A 14,087-nucleotide genomic window follows, 5' to 3' on the forward strand; every position below is an offset into this window, starting at 1 on the left:
ATGCATAGAACAAAAAACCCGGCACATGGCCGGGTTTTTGTTTAATCGCATTTGAAAGATGAATTAACTGGCCGCTTCTTCAAGCTTGGCTACGCGCTCTTTTTCACCTTCTACAACACGAATCCATTGATTCGCCTGCTTAGTAATATCTTTATTTTTACGCGCTTCTTTCAACGACTTCAATGCGGAATCATATTTTTCCATATTGAAGTATGAAATACCCAAGTTGAAATGCACAGATGCTGGTCGCTTCAGCTTACGCTTCAACGCCTCTTTACCCGCGTTGACTGCATTTTGGTAATTATCATCACCTAAATACATCTGTGACAAGCGCGCATACAGCTCACCGTCATCAGATTTCTTGGCTGCCTGTTCCATGACTTTAATAGATTCATCTTTCTCTTTAGAAAGACTCCAAGAAACACCTAACAACTCAAGGTTTTTAGCGGTCGGCTCAACAATCTTATCTTTGATACCCTTATCGAGAACTTTTGCAGCTTTATAGGGGTAGTCATTTTCAAGATATAAGCTGGCCAATAAACGGAGCTCTTTATCTTTCGTTAAGCCACCCATAGTGTAGACGGCACTATATGCATGCAATTGGTCTTTTGATCGACCTGCCACACCATACATTTGCGCCAATGTCCGCCAAGTCGATGTCTTAGGGTAGTGGCGAATCATTTTTTCTAGCACTTCAATAACTTTGCTGTACTCTTCACGCGTATGGTAAAGAGACATTTGATACTGATACAAACCTTCAGGTGGAATACGGTCAGAACCTTCATACATATCAACCGCTTTATTGATATTCGGAAGAGACTTATTTAGGTTCTCCGCCAAGTAGTACGCCTGTCCAAGTTTGTAGTAGTGATCGGCACCAACAATTTCAGAACGCTTGATATAGTCTTCAAGCATGTTGACTGCTTCTTTGTAATTCTCAGTCGCCAGATAAAGCTGCGCCAGATAATACGAAACGTTTAGTTGGTTTGCTTCGGGAACGCTTGGGGTATCAACATATTTACGGTAGTTAGCGATGGCGTCTTTATAACGCTCCATCTGAACGTAAATATTACCTTTTAGGTTATAAAGCTGTGCCTGCTCAAATTCGTTCCACTTACTGGTGTTGATATCATTAGCTTCCTGAAGTGCTCGCGGCAAGTTCGCTTCACCTTCTTCAGGGTTAAGAAACTCATTAACTGCCGCCAGCTTTTTATTGACTGCTTCAGATACAGCCATAACCTTTCGTGTGTTTTGAGCAGCTGCCTCAGCCACTGCCACGCTAACACCATCCTGAGAAAAGTGAACTTGTTCGACAGGGTTTAGTAAGAAAATGGGCAACGCCAATAGCGCAGCTGACAATCCTCGCGACATTGAAAATTGCTTAGTCATGATAGACCTCATACACATATTCACTTAACTTCTAGCGATTGAATTAATTACCGTAGTGTAGATTAGCGCACGAACATTTGCTCTAGCGCCCCTTAGTAACATGCCTCACCAGCACGTTACTGAAACGGAAATTCGCTTAGCCGTTTTTATTAAGCAACGAACCCCAACACTCTGGGATTCGTCAGGGCTCGACATTATTTGGCCAACTGGAATGTCAATTTGTTCCGTACGCCAGGTACTTCAATGGGGTTACCATCGATAACGCGTGGTTTAAACTTCCACTTGAGTACTGCACGCTCAGCAGCGCGGTTAAAGATACTTGATGGTTCAGACTCGATAACCACAGGATCGCGCACCGAACCATTTGCGGTCACAGTGAACTCTACAATTACCCACCCTTCGATACCACGCTGAGCAGCTCGAGTTGGGTAGATTGGTTCAACCCGAACAATAGGCAGGTACTCACCATCAGATTTAAAACCGCCTGTCGTATCAATATTAAGATCAGCATTCAGTGTTGGCTGAGCAACGCTGACTGAATCTTGAGGCACGTCTGGAAGATCGATATCCATCGGTGGTGTCTCGGGCGGAGTTTCTGGTGTTTCCGGCTTATCGGGTTTGGCGGTATCGTAGTTGGTTTCGATATCTTCTGGCGGCTTATTGAACTCAGAGAAGTTATACTTCTTGCGCTCTTCAGGCTCTTCCCACTCACGGTCGACCAATTTAAACATCACAACAATCAATACCGCAGTGATGAACACCGCGCTTATTGCTGACGTGATTATTCTCGATAAATTCATAACGAATTAACTCTCGTCAGTAGCGATGGATACGTCGTATAAACCAAGTTCACGGGCCGCATCAGCAACAGCGGTAAGGGTTTTAACGTTAGCTTCGTTGTCAGCCTGTATAACCAAGCCACCCTCTGGGTTTTCCGCGCGCAAACGTTCGATCACTGATTTAACCGCACGTACATCTACACGTCGATTGTCGATCCAGATTTCGTTATTGGGGCTAATCGCCACCAAGATACTTACGTTGTCTTTAGAAGAAGCGGTAGTTGAGTCGGGGCGATTGACTTCAATACCCGCCTCTTTAATGAAAACAGACGTCACGATGAAGAAAATCAACATGATGAACACAACGTCAAGCATTGGTGTTACGTCAATTGCACTCTCTTCTTCTTGTCTTTGCTTTTTCCTGCTCATGATAAGTCTCTAGCTGTAATTATTGCCTTGAGCGCCAAGCTAACGCTTGGCACCGACTTTTAGTGATCCATCGTCAGATGGTCTTCTAGCAACTGGTTTTCGCGTTCTGCTGTACGGGTAATCCAAGTATTACCAAACACACCCGAGATAGCCGCAACCATGCCCGCCATTGTTGGGATAGTTGCTTTTGATACACCGCCCGCCATCGAGCGCGCATCACCACCACCGGTGACACTTAAGATTTGGAAAACTTCGATCATCCCGTAAACAGTACCGAGCAGACCAAGGAAAGGACACAACGCAACACAGGTAGCCACCAAAGATAAGTTTTGGTTGGTTTTGAGTTCCACTTCGGAAATCAACATGTCACGGATTTTGTGAGCACTCCAAGATTTGCGTTCAGCACGGGATTCCCATTGATCGAGCGCCACTTGAACATCGCGACGTAAACCGCCGCGATAATAGAAAGCACGCTCAAAAATCAATGCCCACATAATGAACACGAGACCGGCGATGGCCGTAAGGATCGGGCCACCGGCTGCCATAAAGCCCCTAACTGACTCCAGTAACTCTTGTAACTCTAGGAGCATGGAGAGACCTCCCTACTTGCGCTCAGAATTGCGAGCGATAATGCCTGCACTTTGCTCATCAAGAACATGCAGAACACGCTTAGATCGACCACTAACTAGGGTGTAAAGCAACATAGTCGGAATCGCTACACACAAACCTTGCATGGTGGTAACAAGAGCAGAAGAAATACCTTCGGCCATTGTTGATGGGTCACCGGTACCGTAGATAGTGATTGCCTGGAAGGTTTGGATCATACCGCCCACTGTACCCAACAGACCCATAAGCGGAGCGATCATGTAGATAACTTTTAGTAAGTTCAGACCACTTTCGATAGCTGGGCGCTCTTTCAGGATCGCCTCTTCGAGTTTCAACTCGAGAGATTCAGTATCGATACCTGGGTTATCTTCAGCAACTTTCATCACGCGACCTAATGGGTTATTAGGATTGGCTTTTTGCGATTTGATCTGAGCTGTCACTTTACCGCTGGTAGCGAAGAGAACTAGGAAGCGGAATAGAGCCAACAATAGTGCAAATGCACCTAAGCCCATGATGGCGTAACCAATATAACCGCCTTGGTGAAGACGCTCAGAGAACTTAGGCATATTGATAATTGCGCTTAGGAATGAACCGCCTTTCGCACCAGTTGGGTCGATACCAACTCGCGTGTAGCCGTCGGTTGAAGACGCTAGTGCGGCTGCGCCACCTTGGTAGCCCTGTGGTTGACGACCAAGCTCTGCAATCTCACCTTTTTCAGTGATATACAGGTAGTCACCCGCTTCATTCACCAAGTTGTAGTTACCGATACGCACTACAGTTTCTTGAGCCTTTTCACCGTCGTTTTTCAAAACAGGTGCTGTGAATGCCACGACTTTGCCACTCTCAACGATTTCTCGCTGCATTTCGTACCAAAGCTGCTCGATCTCTTCTAACTCTGGAATCTGAGTTGCGCTGTTCATTTTCTCGATCAGAACATCAAGAAACTCATGACGACTATTCAAGCCTGGCTGCGCAGAAACGATTGAGTTTTTCAACACTTCGCGCGTATCACCTGCTTGCGAGGTCAAGTGACCAAACAGCTCGTCAAGTGAACCTAAACGTTGCTGCAACGTTGCACGCTTCTCTTGTACGGTGCGCTCTTGCTCTTCGTATTTTGCTTCAAGCTGAGCAGAGCGTCGCTCTTCAGCCGCTTTAATACGCTTAGCTTCTGCTAATTTAGCTTGCTGGTCAGATTTAGCTTGGCGGAACTCAGCTTCGCGTTGACGATGCTCTTTAGATTCCAGTACTTTGCCCTGCTTAACCATCTCGAGAAGTTGCTCAAGTGACTTTGCCTTGGGTTCGTCTTGTGCCATCACATTACCAGCAACGCTCACTGCGAGCAGGCCAGCTAGACAGCTTTTAATCATGGTGTTTTTCATTGCACTGCCTCCGGCGCTGGAATTGGTAACTTCATCATTTCAGGAACACCGCCACTCGCCACTTTAATCGCGCTAGCGACTGCGTTGGCATAGGTACCTTTGTCTAGCTCAACCCATGCACCTTGTGATTTATCCCAAACACCAGTGAGTTCTTTATCTTTGGTTTGATAGACAAGTGCAACTCGACCAACCATGAGCATGCTCACTTGCACGTCAGCACCACCCACGCCAACAGGTAGAGTATCTTCGTAAACCAGCGCATTGCGGCCATACTCAGATTCAATTTTGTAGGCTTCAAGAACTTGACGGAACTTTTCAGCAACCGTCACGTCTGCACGGTCTTGCACCTCATAAAGGCTTTCAACACGTTCTTTACGTTCTGTTACAAGGAAAGGAGTATCCAACTCAACGAATTGCTCAAGCGTCTCAAGCATCTTCATAATGAGAGGCTGCATTTGGCGCTCACGAATGGTGACGTTATTGATGGAAGTCTCTAGTTGATTTAAAACCACCAACTGATTATCGATTTGCTTTTGTAGCTGCTGGTTATAGACACGGAGACCATCGATCTCTTTGTTCACGATCTTAAACTGCTGGTAGATATCAGCAGTTTCTTCTTGAAGTTTGTCGATGCGCTTTTGAGACTGCACACCAGCACTGGTCATTGCCTGACCTTCTTTCAAGATATTATCGAGCGTTTGATCTGCCTGTGCAGTGCCCACGAAAGCACCGAACGACAGTACTGTGGTCAAAGCCACTGCCCTGATTTGTTGCATCTTCATAGCTCCCCCGCGTCGGGTTCTTACATGATCGGGTTACCGAGAGAGGCGCATGGCTTCACGGGTTACCGGGTTAATTAATGAGTATAGATTATGGCGTCGATTATTAGAGCGCGCCATTTAATAATAGCTGGCGTCAACATTCAACGGTTTGTGAGCACTTAGTCATTAGTGTGTAGTATGGTAACAACCGGGTCTGACGGCGGTTTGACCCATTTGTTCAGACTCTAATCAATCAGCGCTAAAACCACTCAACGCGCACTTTTACAGTGCGTTCTTGCGCTCCAGAGTTATAAACGAATAATTGTAGGGGTTCCTTGAATCGGATCGGTGATCCAGACGTTCCACTTCATTCCATTCGTCATTATTAAAATCTGGAAAAAACGCGTCGCCATCAAATTGTGCATCAATTCGCGTTAGGTACATTCGCTGCACTAAAGGCAGCGCTTCTTTATATATTTGCGCACCGCCAATTACCATAACCTCTTCACGACCTTCGATCAACGGCAAATCGCTCACCAAGGACAGCGCATCGTCGACACTATGAACAACCGTCACACCGTCGGCATCCCAATCACCTTGCCTAGTCACAACAATATTTGTTCTCTCGGGCAACGGGCGACCTATAGAGTCATAAGTCTTACGGCCCATAATGACGGGCTTTCCAAGGGTTGTTCTCTTAAAAAACTTTAGATCTTCAGGTAGATGCCAAAGTAATTTGTTGCCCCCACCAATCACTCTTTGATCGGCCATGGCTACAATTAAAGCTATTTTCATATCTCAATCCGCGCCGAAAATTTAATGGCCCAATGAAAAATACAATGGGGGAAAATGCCACCCCATTTATAGGGCGCAATAACTATCGATTATATTTTTCTTGCAAAATCAGATGGCGACTGGCGCGCTGATTCCAGGGTATGGATCGTAGTTTTCTAAACTAAAGTCTTCATACTCAAAGGCAAACAAATCTGTCACATTAGAATTAATTTTCATGACAGGCAGGGGTCGCGGCGAACGCTCCAGTTGTGTTTCAACCTGTTCAGCATGATTTGAGTACAAGTGTGCATCGCCAAAGGTATGCACAAAATCACCTGGCTCCAAGCCAACGACCTGCGCGATCATCATGGTCAAAAGGGCATAGCTTGCAATATTAAACGGCACTCCAAGAAAAATATCGGCACTACGTTGGTATAACTGACACGACAACTTGCCATTGGCGACATAAAACTGAAAAAAAGTGTGGCAGGGTGCCAACGCCATTTTGCCTTCCTGGACATTCGCCTGGGGACCAATGCTTTCATCAGGTAATTGCGCCGGGTTCCAAGCAGAGACAATAAGCCGACGCGAATTAGGGTTGGTTCTTATCTGCTCGACAACTTGGGTTATCTGATCAATGATCTCACCGTTTGCCGCAGGCCAAGAGCGCCACTGGTACCCATAAACAGGCCCCAAATCACCGCCCTCAGTCGCCCACTCATCCCAAATACTGACTCCGTTATCTTTGAGATAACCAATATTAGTATCGCCCTTTAGGATCCACAGAAGCTCATAAATAATTGATTTCAAATGACATTTTTTCGTAGTCACCAAAGGGAAGCCCTCACCGAGATCAAAGCGCATCTGATAACCAAAAACACTCTTGGTACCTGTGCCAGTGCGATCCCCTTTTTGCACGCCGTTATCACGCACATGTCGCATTAAGTCTAAATATTGCTTCATAAAACTAACTCTATATCGTTTGCGCTTCGCGTTATTTTGATGACTCTACCGGATTTGATCTTGCCGATAACAAACCCCACATTATAAGGAGCAGCCCTACCAGTAGCATCGGAATCGATAAAATTTGCCCGCGAGTCATCCAGCCAAAGAGATCAAATTGAATATGGGCGTCAGGTTCGCGCGTAAATTCGACTGCAATCCGGAAGATTGCATAGAGTGAAATACCCAGCCCACACACGGTGCCTCGAGGCCTCGGCTTCATTGAATAGACAAACAGCACAACGAACAACACCAATCCTTCCAGTGCCGCCTCATAAAGCTGAGATGGATGGCGCACTAACTGTAATCTATCATCTGGGAAAATCACCCCCCAAGGCACGTCTGTGGCACGCCCCCAGAGTTCCTGACCAATGAAATTACCAATCCGCCCGAACATCAGACCTAGCGGCACCATTGGCCCAATAAAGTCCAGCAGCTGAATGACGTTGATTTTGTGCTTGCGCGCATAGAGCGCCATCGCCGTGACCACACCCAAGAACCCACCGTGGAATGACATCCCACCTTCCCACACACGAAACAGCCAGAGCGGCTCGAGCATGAAGGCCTCGAAGTTATAAAAGACCACATAACCAATGCGACCACCCACTACCGTGCCTATGGCAGCAAAAAGCACGAGATCTTCAACTTGACTGACACTGATTGGACTACCCGGTTTTTTCGCTCGATACATAGCGATAAACCAGGCTGATGCGAAAGCCAAGAGGTACATAATGCCATACCAATGCACCTGCAAAGGGCCAAGGCTTATTGCCACCGGGTCGAAATTGGGTATCTTCATAAGTCTCTATATGCTGATTTAGTCACCCAAGACATATCGCTTCGAATTACCAACCAATAACGATCTAAGGTTTCATCGCTCTAGCTCGCAAGCGGCCATCATAAGGTGTCGAATGAGGCGGGCATCATACCACCGATAAAAAATCAGATCCTATTTGGATGGCATTCCAACAGGCTTTTGTTAAGGTGGAAATGGTCCAAAGAAGAGAATAATCTAAAACTACATTTCAGAAATGTGACGGTAGAGATGCGACGACTATGTGCTTGATTTTATTTGCCTACCACAGCCACGACGACTTTCCATTTGTGGTGGCAGCAAACCGTGACGAATTTTATCAACGCAATACTCGTCCCGCACACTTCTGGGAAGACTCACCCGAATTGCTCGCGGGCAAGGACATGGAAGCAGGGGGTACCTGGCTCGGCATGACCCGTTCCGGGCGTTTTGCAGCGGTCACCAACTTTCGTGATGGCAACCGAACCCCTAACCCACAAGCTCTGTCACGCGGCGACCTTACTCGAGAATTTTTACAAAGCGATATGAGTGCCGCCAGCTATGCGGAAATGCTCACCAGCAAAGCCAACTTCTACAATCCATTCAACCTGCTGCTCAAAGATGATTCGGGGATGGTATATTTCAACAACATCAATGTCGAAACGACAATAATAGAACCCGGCATTTATGGCTTAGGCAACCATTTGCTCAACACACCCTGGCCAAAGTGCAAAATCGGCAAAACAGCGTTGCAACGCACACTCGACGACGCCAACTCGAACATAAGCGACGCACCAGAACGATTGAGCCGCTACCTATTAGAAACCCTACAAGATTCCACACAAGCAACTGATGAAGAACTACCTGAAACTGGTATTGATCGTGAGCGCGAAAAGCTACTTTCATCCATTTTCATCTCGACACCACAATACGGAACACGCTGTTCCACCACCATTGTAGCCACGCCGCAACAAACCCTATTTACGGAAGTCAATTACACGCCGGACACACACCAACCACTCAATCCACTGCAATTTATTATTCCTTCCACCCGAGAGTAACAAGTTACCTCTCTCAGCTTTTGGGGAAGCGACAAAATACTGTCAACATCATCGCGCGAGCACATATGCGCACTTAAGTTAAGTTTTTTTCGACATTTTATTGGCATCAATGCGCACCAATGATCTATCAAGTAATGCCTCACCTATATTTTTAGCGAATTATTTCGCGCCCCGGTTTTTTTCAGACCATACTTATTCTCATGAAGAGAATCACTATATTCGGCAGGACGCCTTTATCTTTCCTCATTACGCTGGTGCTAGTCGGGATGTGTTCTACTGGCTACTACTATGTGTTTCAAGCGAATGCGCGATTAAAGCCAGTACTTCCACCCCTTGCAGCGCAACGACACCTACAACAATGGCTCGAACAATCATCGACCGAACTCATGGAGGGCGAACCACTATTTCACCTAGGCGTGGTAACCGATATATATCAGCAAACAGACTACAAACTACTTTGGGTAAAAAACTACGAATTAACTGAAGCAGGCGAAGCGCTTCTCCAACAGTTAATGGAAACTAGCGCAGATGATCTTGTAAATTATCAATATCATCTGACCTACATACAACAACGACTACATTACTTTCCAACACGACCGAAAGAAGCAACTGCCATTGACATCATGCTGACTGACGCATTTGTCGCTTTTGCAGAAGACGTTTTGTCGCAACGACTGCAACCCAAAAACCTTTTATCATTTGGAAACATGCTGCAACCTGCCATGTTCAGCAACGAACAAAATGAAAACGCGGAACATTACAATCCGCACCGAGAGCACCTGCAAATTGTAAACCTTATAACAACAAGCTTTGAAGAACGAGAACTCGACAAAGCCATCGAAGCAATGTCACCTTCACACTCCCAATATGTGCAATTGCGCGAAGCGCTACAACACTACCAAGACATTGCCCAAAAAAATGTTTGGAGACCCTTCGAGAAGACACCCACCCTTCGGCCCGGTGACCGCCACCCACAAATAGAACAGCTGCGTAAACTGCTTACAGCCTACGGCGACTACCCTGAGCCACAACACAATACCGGTTTCAATTGGTTTAAAGACAATACTGCGCCCACTGTGGAAGACCCAGAATTCTTTGATGACCACCTAGCAAAAAGCCTCGCCTTTTTTCAATCTCGGCACGGACACAAACCTGACGGCATTCTTGGCAACGGAACCCGCAAGTTATTAAATATTTCACCCAACTATCGTATTAAACAAATTGCCTACAACATGAAACGTTGGCGACAACTCCCAAACAATCTCGGCGAAAAATATATATGGGTTAACATGACAGACTATCAACTGGATGTCATACAACGCGGCAAATCGATTCTGAACATGAAAGTGATTGTCGGCAAAACATCACGTCGCACGCCAGTCATGCAAGAACCCGTTAGCTCAATCGTTCTGAACCCGATGTGGAATGTGCCTCGACGCATCATGGTACAAGATATTTTACCCAAGGCACGCAAAGACCCTAGCTACTTAAAACAACGAAACATCCGCATTCTAAACGGCTGGCAAGAAGAAACCGAAGTACCCATTGATCAACTAGATTTGAACAACATGTCCCTGCGCTCTTTCCCTTACCGACTACAACAAGCCCCAGGGAAAGACAACGCTTTAGGCAGAGTTAAGTTTGTTATACCCAATGATTATTCAATATATTTACACGATACAAATAGCCCAGAGCTATTCAATCAGGATTACCGAGCCTTGAGCTCTGGCTGCATAAGAGTTGAGCACCCGCTGGTGCTTGCAGAAACGCTACTTAAAGGAAAGTCAGGCTGGGATCGCGACAAAATCGATGATGTATTACAGAGCGGAAAAACAACTTACGTAAAACTACCCGAAAACATCCCAACGTACTTAGCCTATTGGACTAGCTGGGTCGATACTGATGGCCGCGTTCAATTCCGCGATGACATTTACCGTGAAGACGAAGCGTTGCGCTCACAAGCAAACAAACAAGGCGAATATTTACTTTAACAACTTACCCCTCAACACTGCCGCCAGACCCTTTTGTTTTAATCTAGTCATTCCATAGCTTTATCGCTATGATGCCTAAAAAATCAAATTGGGGCCGCTAAATTTCCATGTCCGTTATTTCTCGACGCCGTCTCGTTCAATGGGGATTGAGCGGACTCGCTTTAGGCGCAGCCAGCCATACCTCAGCACTCACGACTCAGGTTGTCACGCAACGAGAGAAAAAGATTGCGTTACACAACTTGCATACAGGTGAACGACTGCGCGCTGTCTTTTGGCAGGACGGTCAGTACGTTCAAGAAACCGTATCAGAATTAAATTATCTATTGCGCGATCATCGCGCAGACACTTTCACCACCATGGACTTGCAACTACTTGAATCCATGCACAAGCTAGCCATACTCAACGAGGCGGAAGAGTTACATATTATCTCAGGTTATCGTTCACCAGAAACCAACGAGAAATTGCGTCAACAAGGCCGCGGCGTTGCTAAAAAAAGCTTACATATGCAAGGCCGCGCCATTGACTTGCGAATACCCGGCCGATCGCTCAGCAAGGTTTATCAAAGCGCATTAAGTTTTCACCATGGGGGCATCGGGTACTACGGCAAGAGTCAATTCATCCATTTAGACACCGGACGGAATCGTCGCTGGTAACAGCAATACTTCTGACCCCAAATACACTTGCTTCAAAATCATCGATGACTTTTCTACTCGCCTATTTTATAGGTTCCTAGACGACAACCCACATCTCACACAGGCAGAAATACTTCAGACACCTAGAAGAACATAATCGAAATTAAAACTGATGAGATTGTTGTAAATTATTTGAAAGAGTTTGGGGACAGGGTGGATACGAACACTAGACCCTTTGGGTCGGCCGCAGAAGGCGGGTAATGCCGGCGGCTTCCAACATCTCATTGACGGCTAACACAATATCATTCGCATCACTTAACTGTAGTACGCGTTCAAGCAAAGCTTCCGCCTGCTCCATCGTAATACTACGAATAACCGATTTAACTTTCGGCAAGTTAGTCGCATTCATTGACAACACATCAAACCCCATAGCGATTAACAGAATGGCCGCACCAGGATCACCGGCCATCTCACCACAAATAGTTACCGGTACACCTTTCGCGTGCCCCTCATTGACAATGGCATGAAGTGTTCGCAATACCGAGGGGTGAAAAGAATTGTATAGATCAGCAACGCGTGCGTTGTTGCGATCAACCGCCAATAAATACTGGGTTAAATCGTTGCTGCCTACAGAAAGAAAATCAGCCCGCGAGGCCAACTCCTGTATTTGATAAACCGCCGCAGGCACTTCAATCATGACGCCAATCGGCGGCAGGTCCATATTGAAGCCTTCTTCCAGCAGCTCATGATAAGCCCGATACACCAAACTTTGCGCTGCTTCTAGTTCCGCTGTGGAGGATATCATTGGCAACATGATGCGCAAATTATTCAAACCATCACTGGCTTTTAACATAGCGCGCACTTGCGCTAGAAAAATTTCGGGATGGTCGAGGGTAACGCGAATACCTCGCCAACCTAAAAACGGATTATCTTCATCAATAGGGAAGTAGGGGAGTGATTTATCCCCGCCGATATCCAAGGTACGCATAGTGACAGGATGAGGCGCGAATGCTTCCAACTGCTCACGATAAATTGCTCGCTGTTCTTCTTCCGTTGGAAAGCGGTCACGCAATAAAAATGGCACTTCGGTACGGTACAAGCCAACCCCTTCGGCACCACGTTCTAGCGAACGCAATACATCCGCCATGAGACCTGTATTCACCCATAAAGGAATGCGATGATGATCAACTGTTTCGCAGGGCAAATCGCGCAGAGCCTCCAAACCTTTAACGATTTGTTGCTCTTCTTTGAATATTGCTTTGTAGCGTTTACGCAACTCCTCACCGGGGTCGCTATACACTATGCCGTTGTAACCATCGACAACAAGCTCGCGATCTTCCATCTGTTTGTAGGGGAGATCCACCGCACCTACAATCGTTGGAATGCCCATGGCGCGCGCTAAAATCGCCACGTGGGAATTGTGCGATCCTTTAACCGACACAATACCCGCCAATTGATCTTCAGGGACTTCGCCCAATTGCGACGCTGTTAATTCCTCCCCCACCAACACCGCGAGCTTAGGGTACTCTCGGTTTTCAGTGGCAGATTCTTCTAAATGGGCCAGCACCCGGCGCCCTAAATCTCGCACATCGGCGGCACGCTCTCGTAAGTAGGGGTCATCCATACTGGAAAACTTACGCACATGACCAAGAATAACTTCCGCCCAAGCGTATGCAGCGCAATGGCCTGCACGTATAGTTTCAATGACTTCAGTGACCAGCGTTTTATCATCAAGCATACTGGCATAGGCATCGAACAACGCTTGCTCTTCAGGGCTTAAACGGTCTTTGAGTTGCTTACCTAATCCTTTAACTTCTTTATGCGTTTGCAACAAACAGCGCTTAAAGAATTTAATTTCTTCTTTAACATCAGCCACCGTTTTATCAACGACCGAGTTAAGGTCAGCAGGCGGGGTGATAACGACAGCACGACCCATCGCGACACCGGGCGCACCCGCCACACCGGTAAATTTCGCTTCTTTGGTTTGAGCACCCACGCTTTGCAGCGTACCGGTGACTTCGGCGTGCGCGATGAGCCCAGCTAATTGCGCCGACATGGTCAGCAAAAAGGCTTCTTCTGATTCATCAAAACGGCGGCGGGCAGATTGCTGAACCACAAGCACCCCCAACACGACACGGTGATGAATAATGGGAACACCCAGGAAAGAGTTAAAACGCTCTTCGCCGGTTTCAGGAAAGTATTGATAACGCGGATGGGATTCCGCATCATCGAGATTAATCGGTTCTTCACGGACAGCTACCCACCCGACCAAACCCTGGTCTGGTGCCAATCGAACCTTACCCACCGCATCGATATTCAAGCCTTTGGTTGCCATGAGCTGATAACGACCAGCACCATCGCGCAAATACACCGAGCACACATCGGTTCGCATCGCGTCGCGCACTCGCGTCACAATGATGTTGAGCACCGTCGCCATGTCATTAGCGGCGGCAACTTCCTGAACGATGGTGCTGAGGTCTTTAAGCACGGC

At 46.8% G+C, this 14,087-nt stretch carries 13 protein-coding genes; 3 read left to right on the forward strand and 10 right to left on the reverse strand.

Going from position 1 to position 14,087, the window contains the following annotated elements; all coding sequences use genetic code 11:
• Positions 1-63 precede the first annotated feature (63 nt).
• From ACZ5NB_RS18230 to lgt, 9 genes are all read right to left on the reverse strand, one after another.
• Positions 64-1,389, reverse strand: coding sequence for a tetratricopeptide repeat protein (locus ACZ5NB_RS18230; RefSeq protein ID WP_460234146.1), 1,326 nt, complete (start codon positions 1,387-1,389; stop codon positions 64-66).
• Between the two features lie 194 nt (positions 1,390-1,583).
• Entirely contained in the window at positions 1,584-2,189 is a 606-nt protein-coding gene (locus tag ACZ5NB_RS18235) for an energy transducer TonB (protein ID WP_460234147.1), read from the reverse strand.
• Between the two features lie 6 nt (positions 2,190-2,195).
• Complete coding sequence (locus ACZ5NB_RS18240) at positions 2,196-2,597, reverse strand: ExbD/TolR family protein (protein ID WP_460234148.1); 402 nt, start codon at positions 2,595-2,597, stop codon at positions 2,196-2,198.
• 59 nt (positions 2,598-2,656) lie between these two features.
• The gene (locus tag ACZ5NB_RS18245; RefSeq protein WP_460234149.1) at positions 2,657-3,187 is read right to left on the reverse strand and encodes a MotA/TolQ/ExbB proton channel family protein; all 531 of its coding nucleotides are present in this window, start codon (positions 3,185-3,187) and stop codon (positions 2,657-2,659) included.
• Positions 3,188-3,199: 12 nt separating this feature from the next.
• Positions 3,200-4,582 carry a MotA/TolQ/ExbB proton channel family protein gene (locus ACZ5NB_RS18250; RefSeq protein ID WP_460234150.1) on the reverse strand — a complete coding sequence of 461 codons (1,383 nt, stop codon included), beginning with the start codon at positions 4,580-4,582 and terminating at the stop codon, positions 3,200-3,202.
• Positions 4,579-5,358, reverse strand: coding sequence for a DUF3450 domain-containing protein (locus tag ACZ5NB_RS18255; protein WP_460234152.1), 780 nt, complete (start codon positions 5,356-5,358; stop codon positions 4,579-4,581). Before ACZ5NB_RS18255 ends, ACZ5NB_RS18250 begins: the two co-directional genes overlap by 4 nt.
• A gap of 267 nt (positions 5,359-5,625) precedes the next feature.
• On the reverse strand, positions 5,626-6,138 hold the full coding sequence (folA, locus tag ACZ5NB_RS18260; RefSeq protein WP_460234154.1) for a type 3 dihydrofolate reductase: 513 nt from the start codon (positions 6,136-6,138) through the stop codon (positions 5,626-5,628).
• Positions 6,139-6,246: 108 nt separating this feature from the next.
• Positions 6,247-7,080 carry a thymidylate synthase gene (locus ACZ5NB_RS18265; protein ID WP_460234155.1) on the reverse strand — a complete coding sequence of 278 codons (834 nt, stop codon included), beginning with the start codon at positions 7,078-7,080 and terminating at the stop codon, positions 6,247-6,249.
• A gap of 31 nt (positions 7,081-7,111) precedes the next feature.
• Positions 7,112-7,918 (reverse strand): prolipoprotein diacylglyceryl transferase, encoded by an 807-nt coding sequence (lgt, locus tag ACZ5NB_RS18270; protein WP_460234156.1) that lies wholly within the window; start codon positions 7,916-7,918, stop codon positions 7,112-7,114.
• A 257-nt stretch (positions 7,919-8,175) separates the two neighbouring features.
• Here lgt and ACZ5NB_RS18275 point away from each other — a divergent pair, with 257 nt between their 5' ends.
• The 3 genes from ACZ5NB_RS18275 (at position 8,176) to ACZ5NB_RS18285 (ending at position 11,617) form a co-directional block, all read left to right on the forward strand.
• Positions 8,176-8,973: an NRDE family protein gene (locus ACZ5NB_RS18275; protein WP_460234157.1), complete on the forward strand. Its 798-nt coding sequence runs from the start codon at positions 8,176-8,178 to the stop codon at positions 8,971-8,973.
• A gap of 200 nt (positions 8,974-9,173) precedes the next feature.
• Positions 9,174-10,964: a L,D-transpeptidase family protein gene (locus ACZ5NB_RS18280; RefSeq protein WP_460234158.1), complete on the forward strand. Its 1,791-nt coding sequence runs from the start codon at positions 9,174-9,176 to the stop codon at positions 10,962-10,964.
• A gap of 107 nt (positions 10,965-11,071) precedes the next feature.
• Positions 11,072-11,617 carry a peptidoglycan L,D-endopeptidase MepK gene (locus ACZ5NB_RS18285; protein WP_460234159.1) on the forward strand — a complete coding sequence of 182 codons (546 nt, stop codon included), beginning with the start codon at positions 11,072-11,074 and terminating at the stop codon, positions 11,615-11,617.
• Positions 11,618-11,822: 205 nt separating this feature from the next.
• Here the strand turns inward: ACZ5NB_RS18285 and ptsP are convergent, their stop codons facing one another.
• Entirely contained in the window at positions 11,823-14,084 is a 2,262-nt protein-coding gene (gene ptsP / locus ACZ5NB_RS18290; protein ID WP_460234160.1) for a phosphoenolpyruvate--protein phosphotransferase, read from the reverse strand.
• Positions 14,085-14,087 lie beyond the last annotated feature (3 nt).

This window comes from Aurantivibrio plasticivorans (assembly GCF_055392955.1).

What these genes read in the sequence shown, in the direction of transcription:
- ACZ5NB_RS18230 (WP_460234146.1), bottom strand. Translation starts at nt 1,389, where the DNA reads ATGACTAAGCAATTTTCAATGTCGCGAGGATTGTCAGCTGCGCTATTG.
- ACZ5NB_RS18235 (WP_460234147.1), bottom strand. Translation starts at nt 2,189, where the DNA reads ATGAATTTATCGAGAATAATCACGTCAGCAATAAGCGCGGTGTTCATC.
- ACZ5NB_RS18240 (WP_460234148.1), bottom strand. Translation starts at nt 2,597, where the DNA reads ATGAGCAGGAAAAAGCAAAGACAAGAAGAAGAGAGTGCAATTGACGTA.
- ACZ5NB_RS18245 (WP_460234149.1), bottom strand. Translation starts at nt 3,187, where the DNA reads ATGCTCCTAGAGTTACAAGAGTTACTGGAGTCAGTTAGGGGCTTTATG.
- ACZ5NB_RS18250 (WP_460234150.1), bottom strand. Translation starts at nt 4,582, where the DNA reads ATGAAAAACACCATGATTAAAAGCTGTCTAGCTGGCCTGCTCGCAGTG.
- ACZ5NB_RS18255 (WP_460234152.1), bottom strand. Translation starts at nt 5,358, where the DNA reads ATGCAACAAATCAGGGCAGTGGCTTTGACCACAGTACTGTCGTTCGGT.
- folA (WP_460234154.1), bottom strand. Translation starts at nt 6,138, where the DNA reads ATGAAAATAGCTTTAATTGTAGCCATGGCCGATCAAAGAGTGATTGGT.
- ACZ5NB_RS18265 (WP_460234155.1), bottom strand. Translation starts at nt 7,080, where the DNA reads ATGAAGCAATATTTAGACTTAATGCGACATGTGCGTGATAACGGCGTG.
- lgt (WP_460234156.1), bottom strand. Translation starts at nt 7,918, where the DNA reads ATGAAGATACCCAATTTCGACCCGGTGGCAATAAGCCTTGGCCCTTTG.
- ACZ5NB_RS18275 (WP_460234157.1), top strand. Translation starts at nt 8,176, where the DNA reads ATGTGCTTGATTTTATTTGCCTACCACAGCCACGACGACTTTCCATTT.
- ACZ5NB_RS18280 (WP_460234158.1), top strand. Translation starts at nt 9,174, where the DNA reads ATGAAGAGAATCACTATATTCGGCAGGACGCCTTTATCTTTCCTCATT.
- ACZ5NB_RS18285 (WP_460234159.1), top strand. Translation starts at nt 11,072, where the DNA reads ATGTCCGTTATTTCTCGACGCCGTCTCGTTCAATGGGGATTGAGCGGA.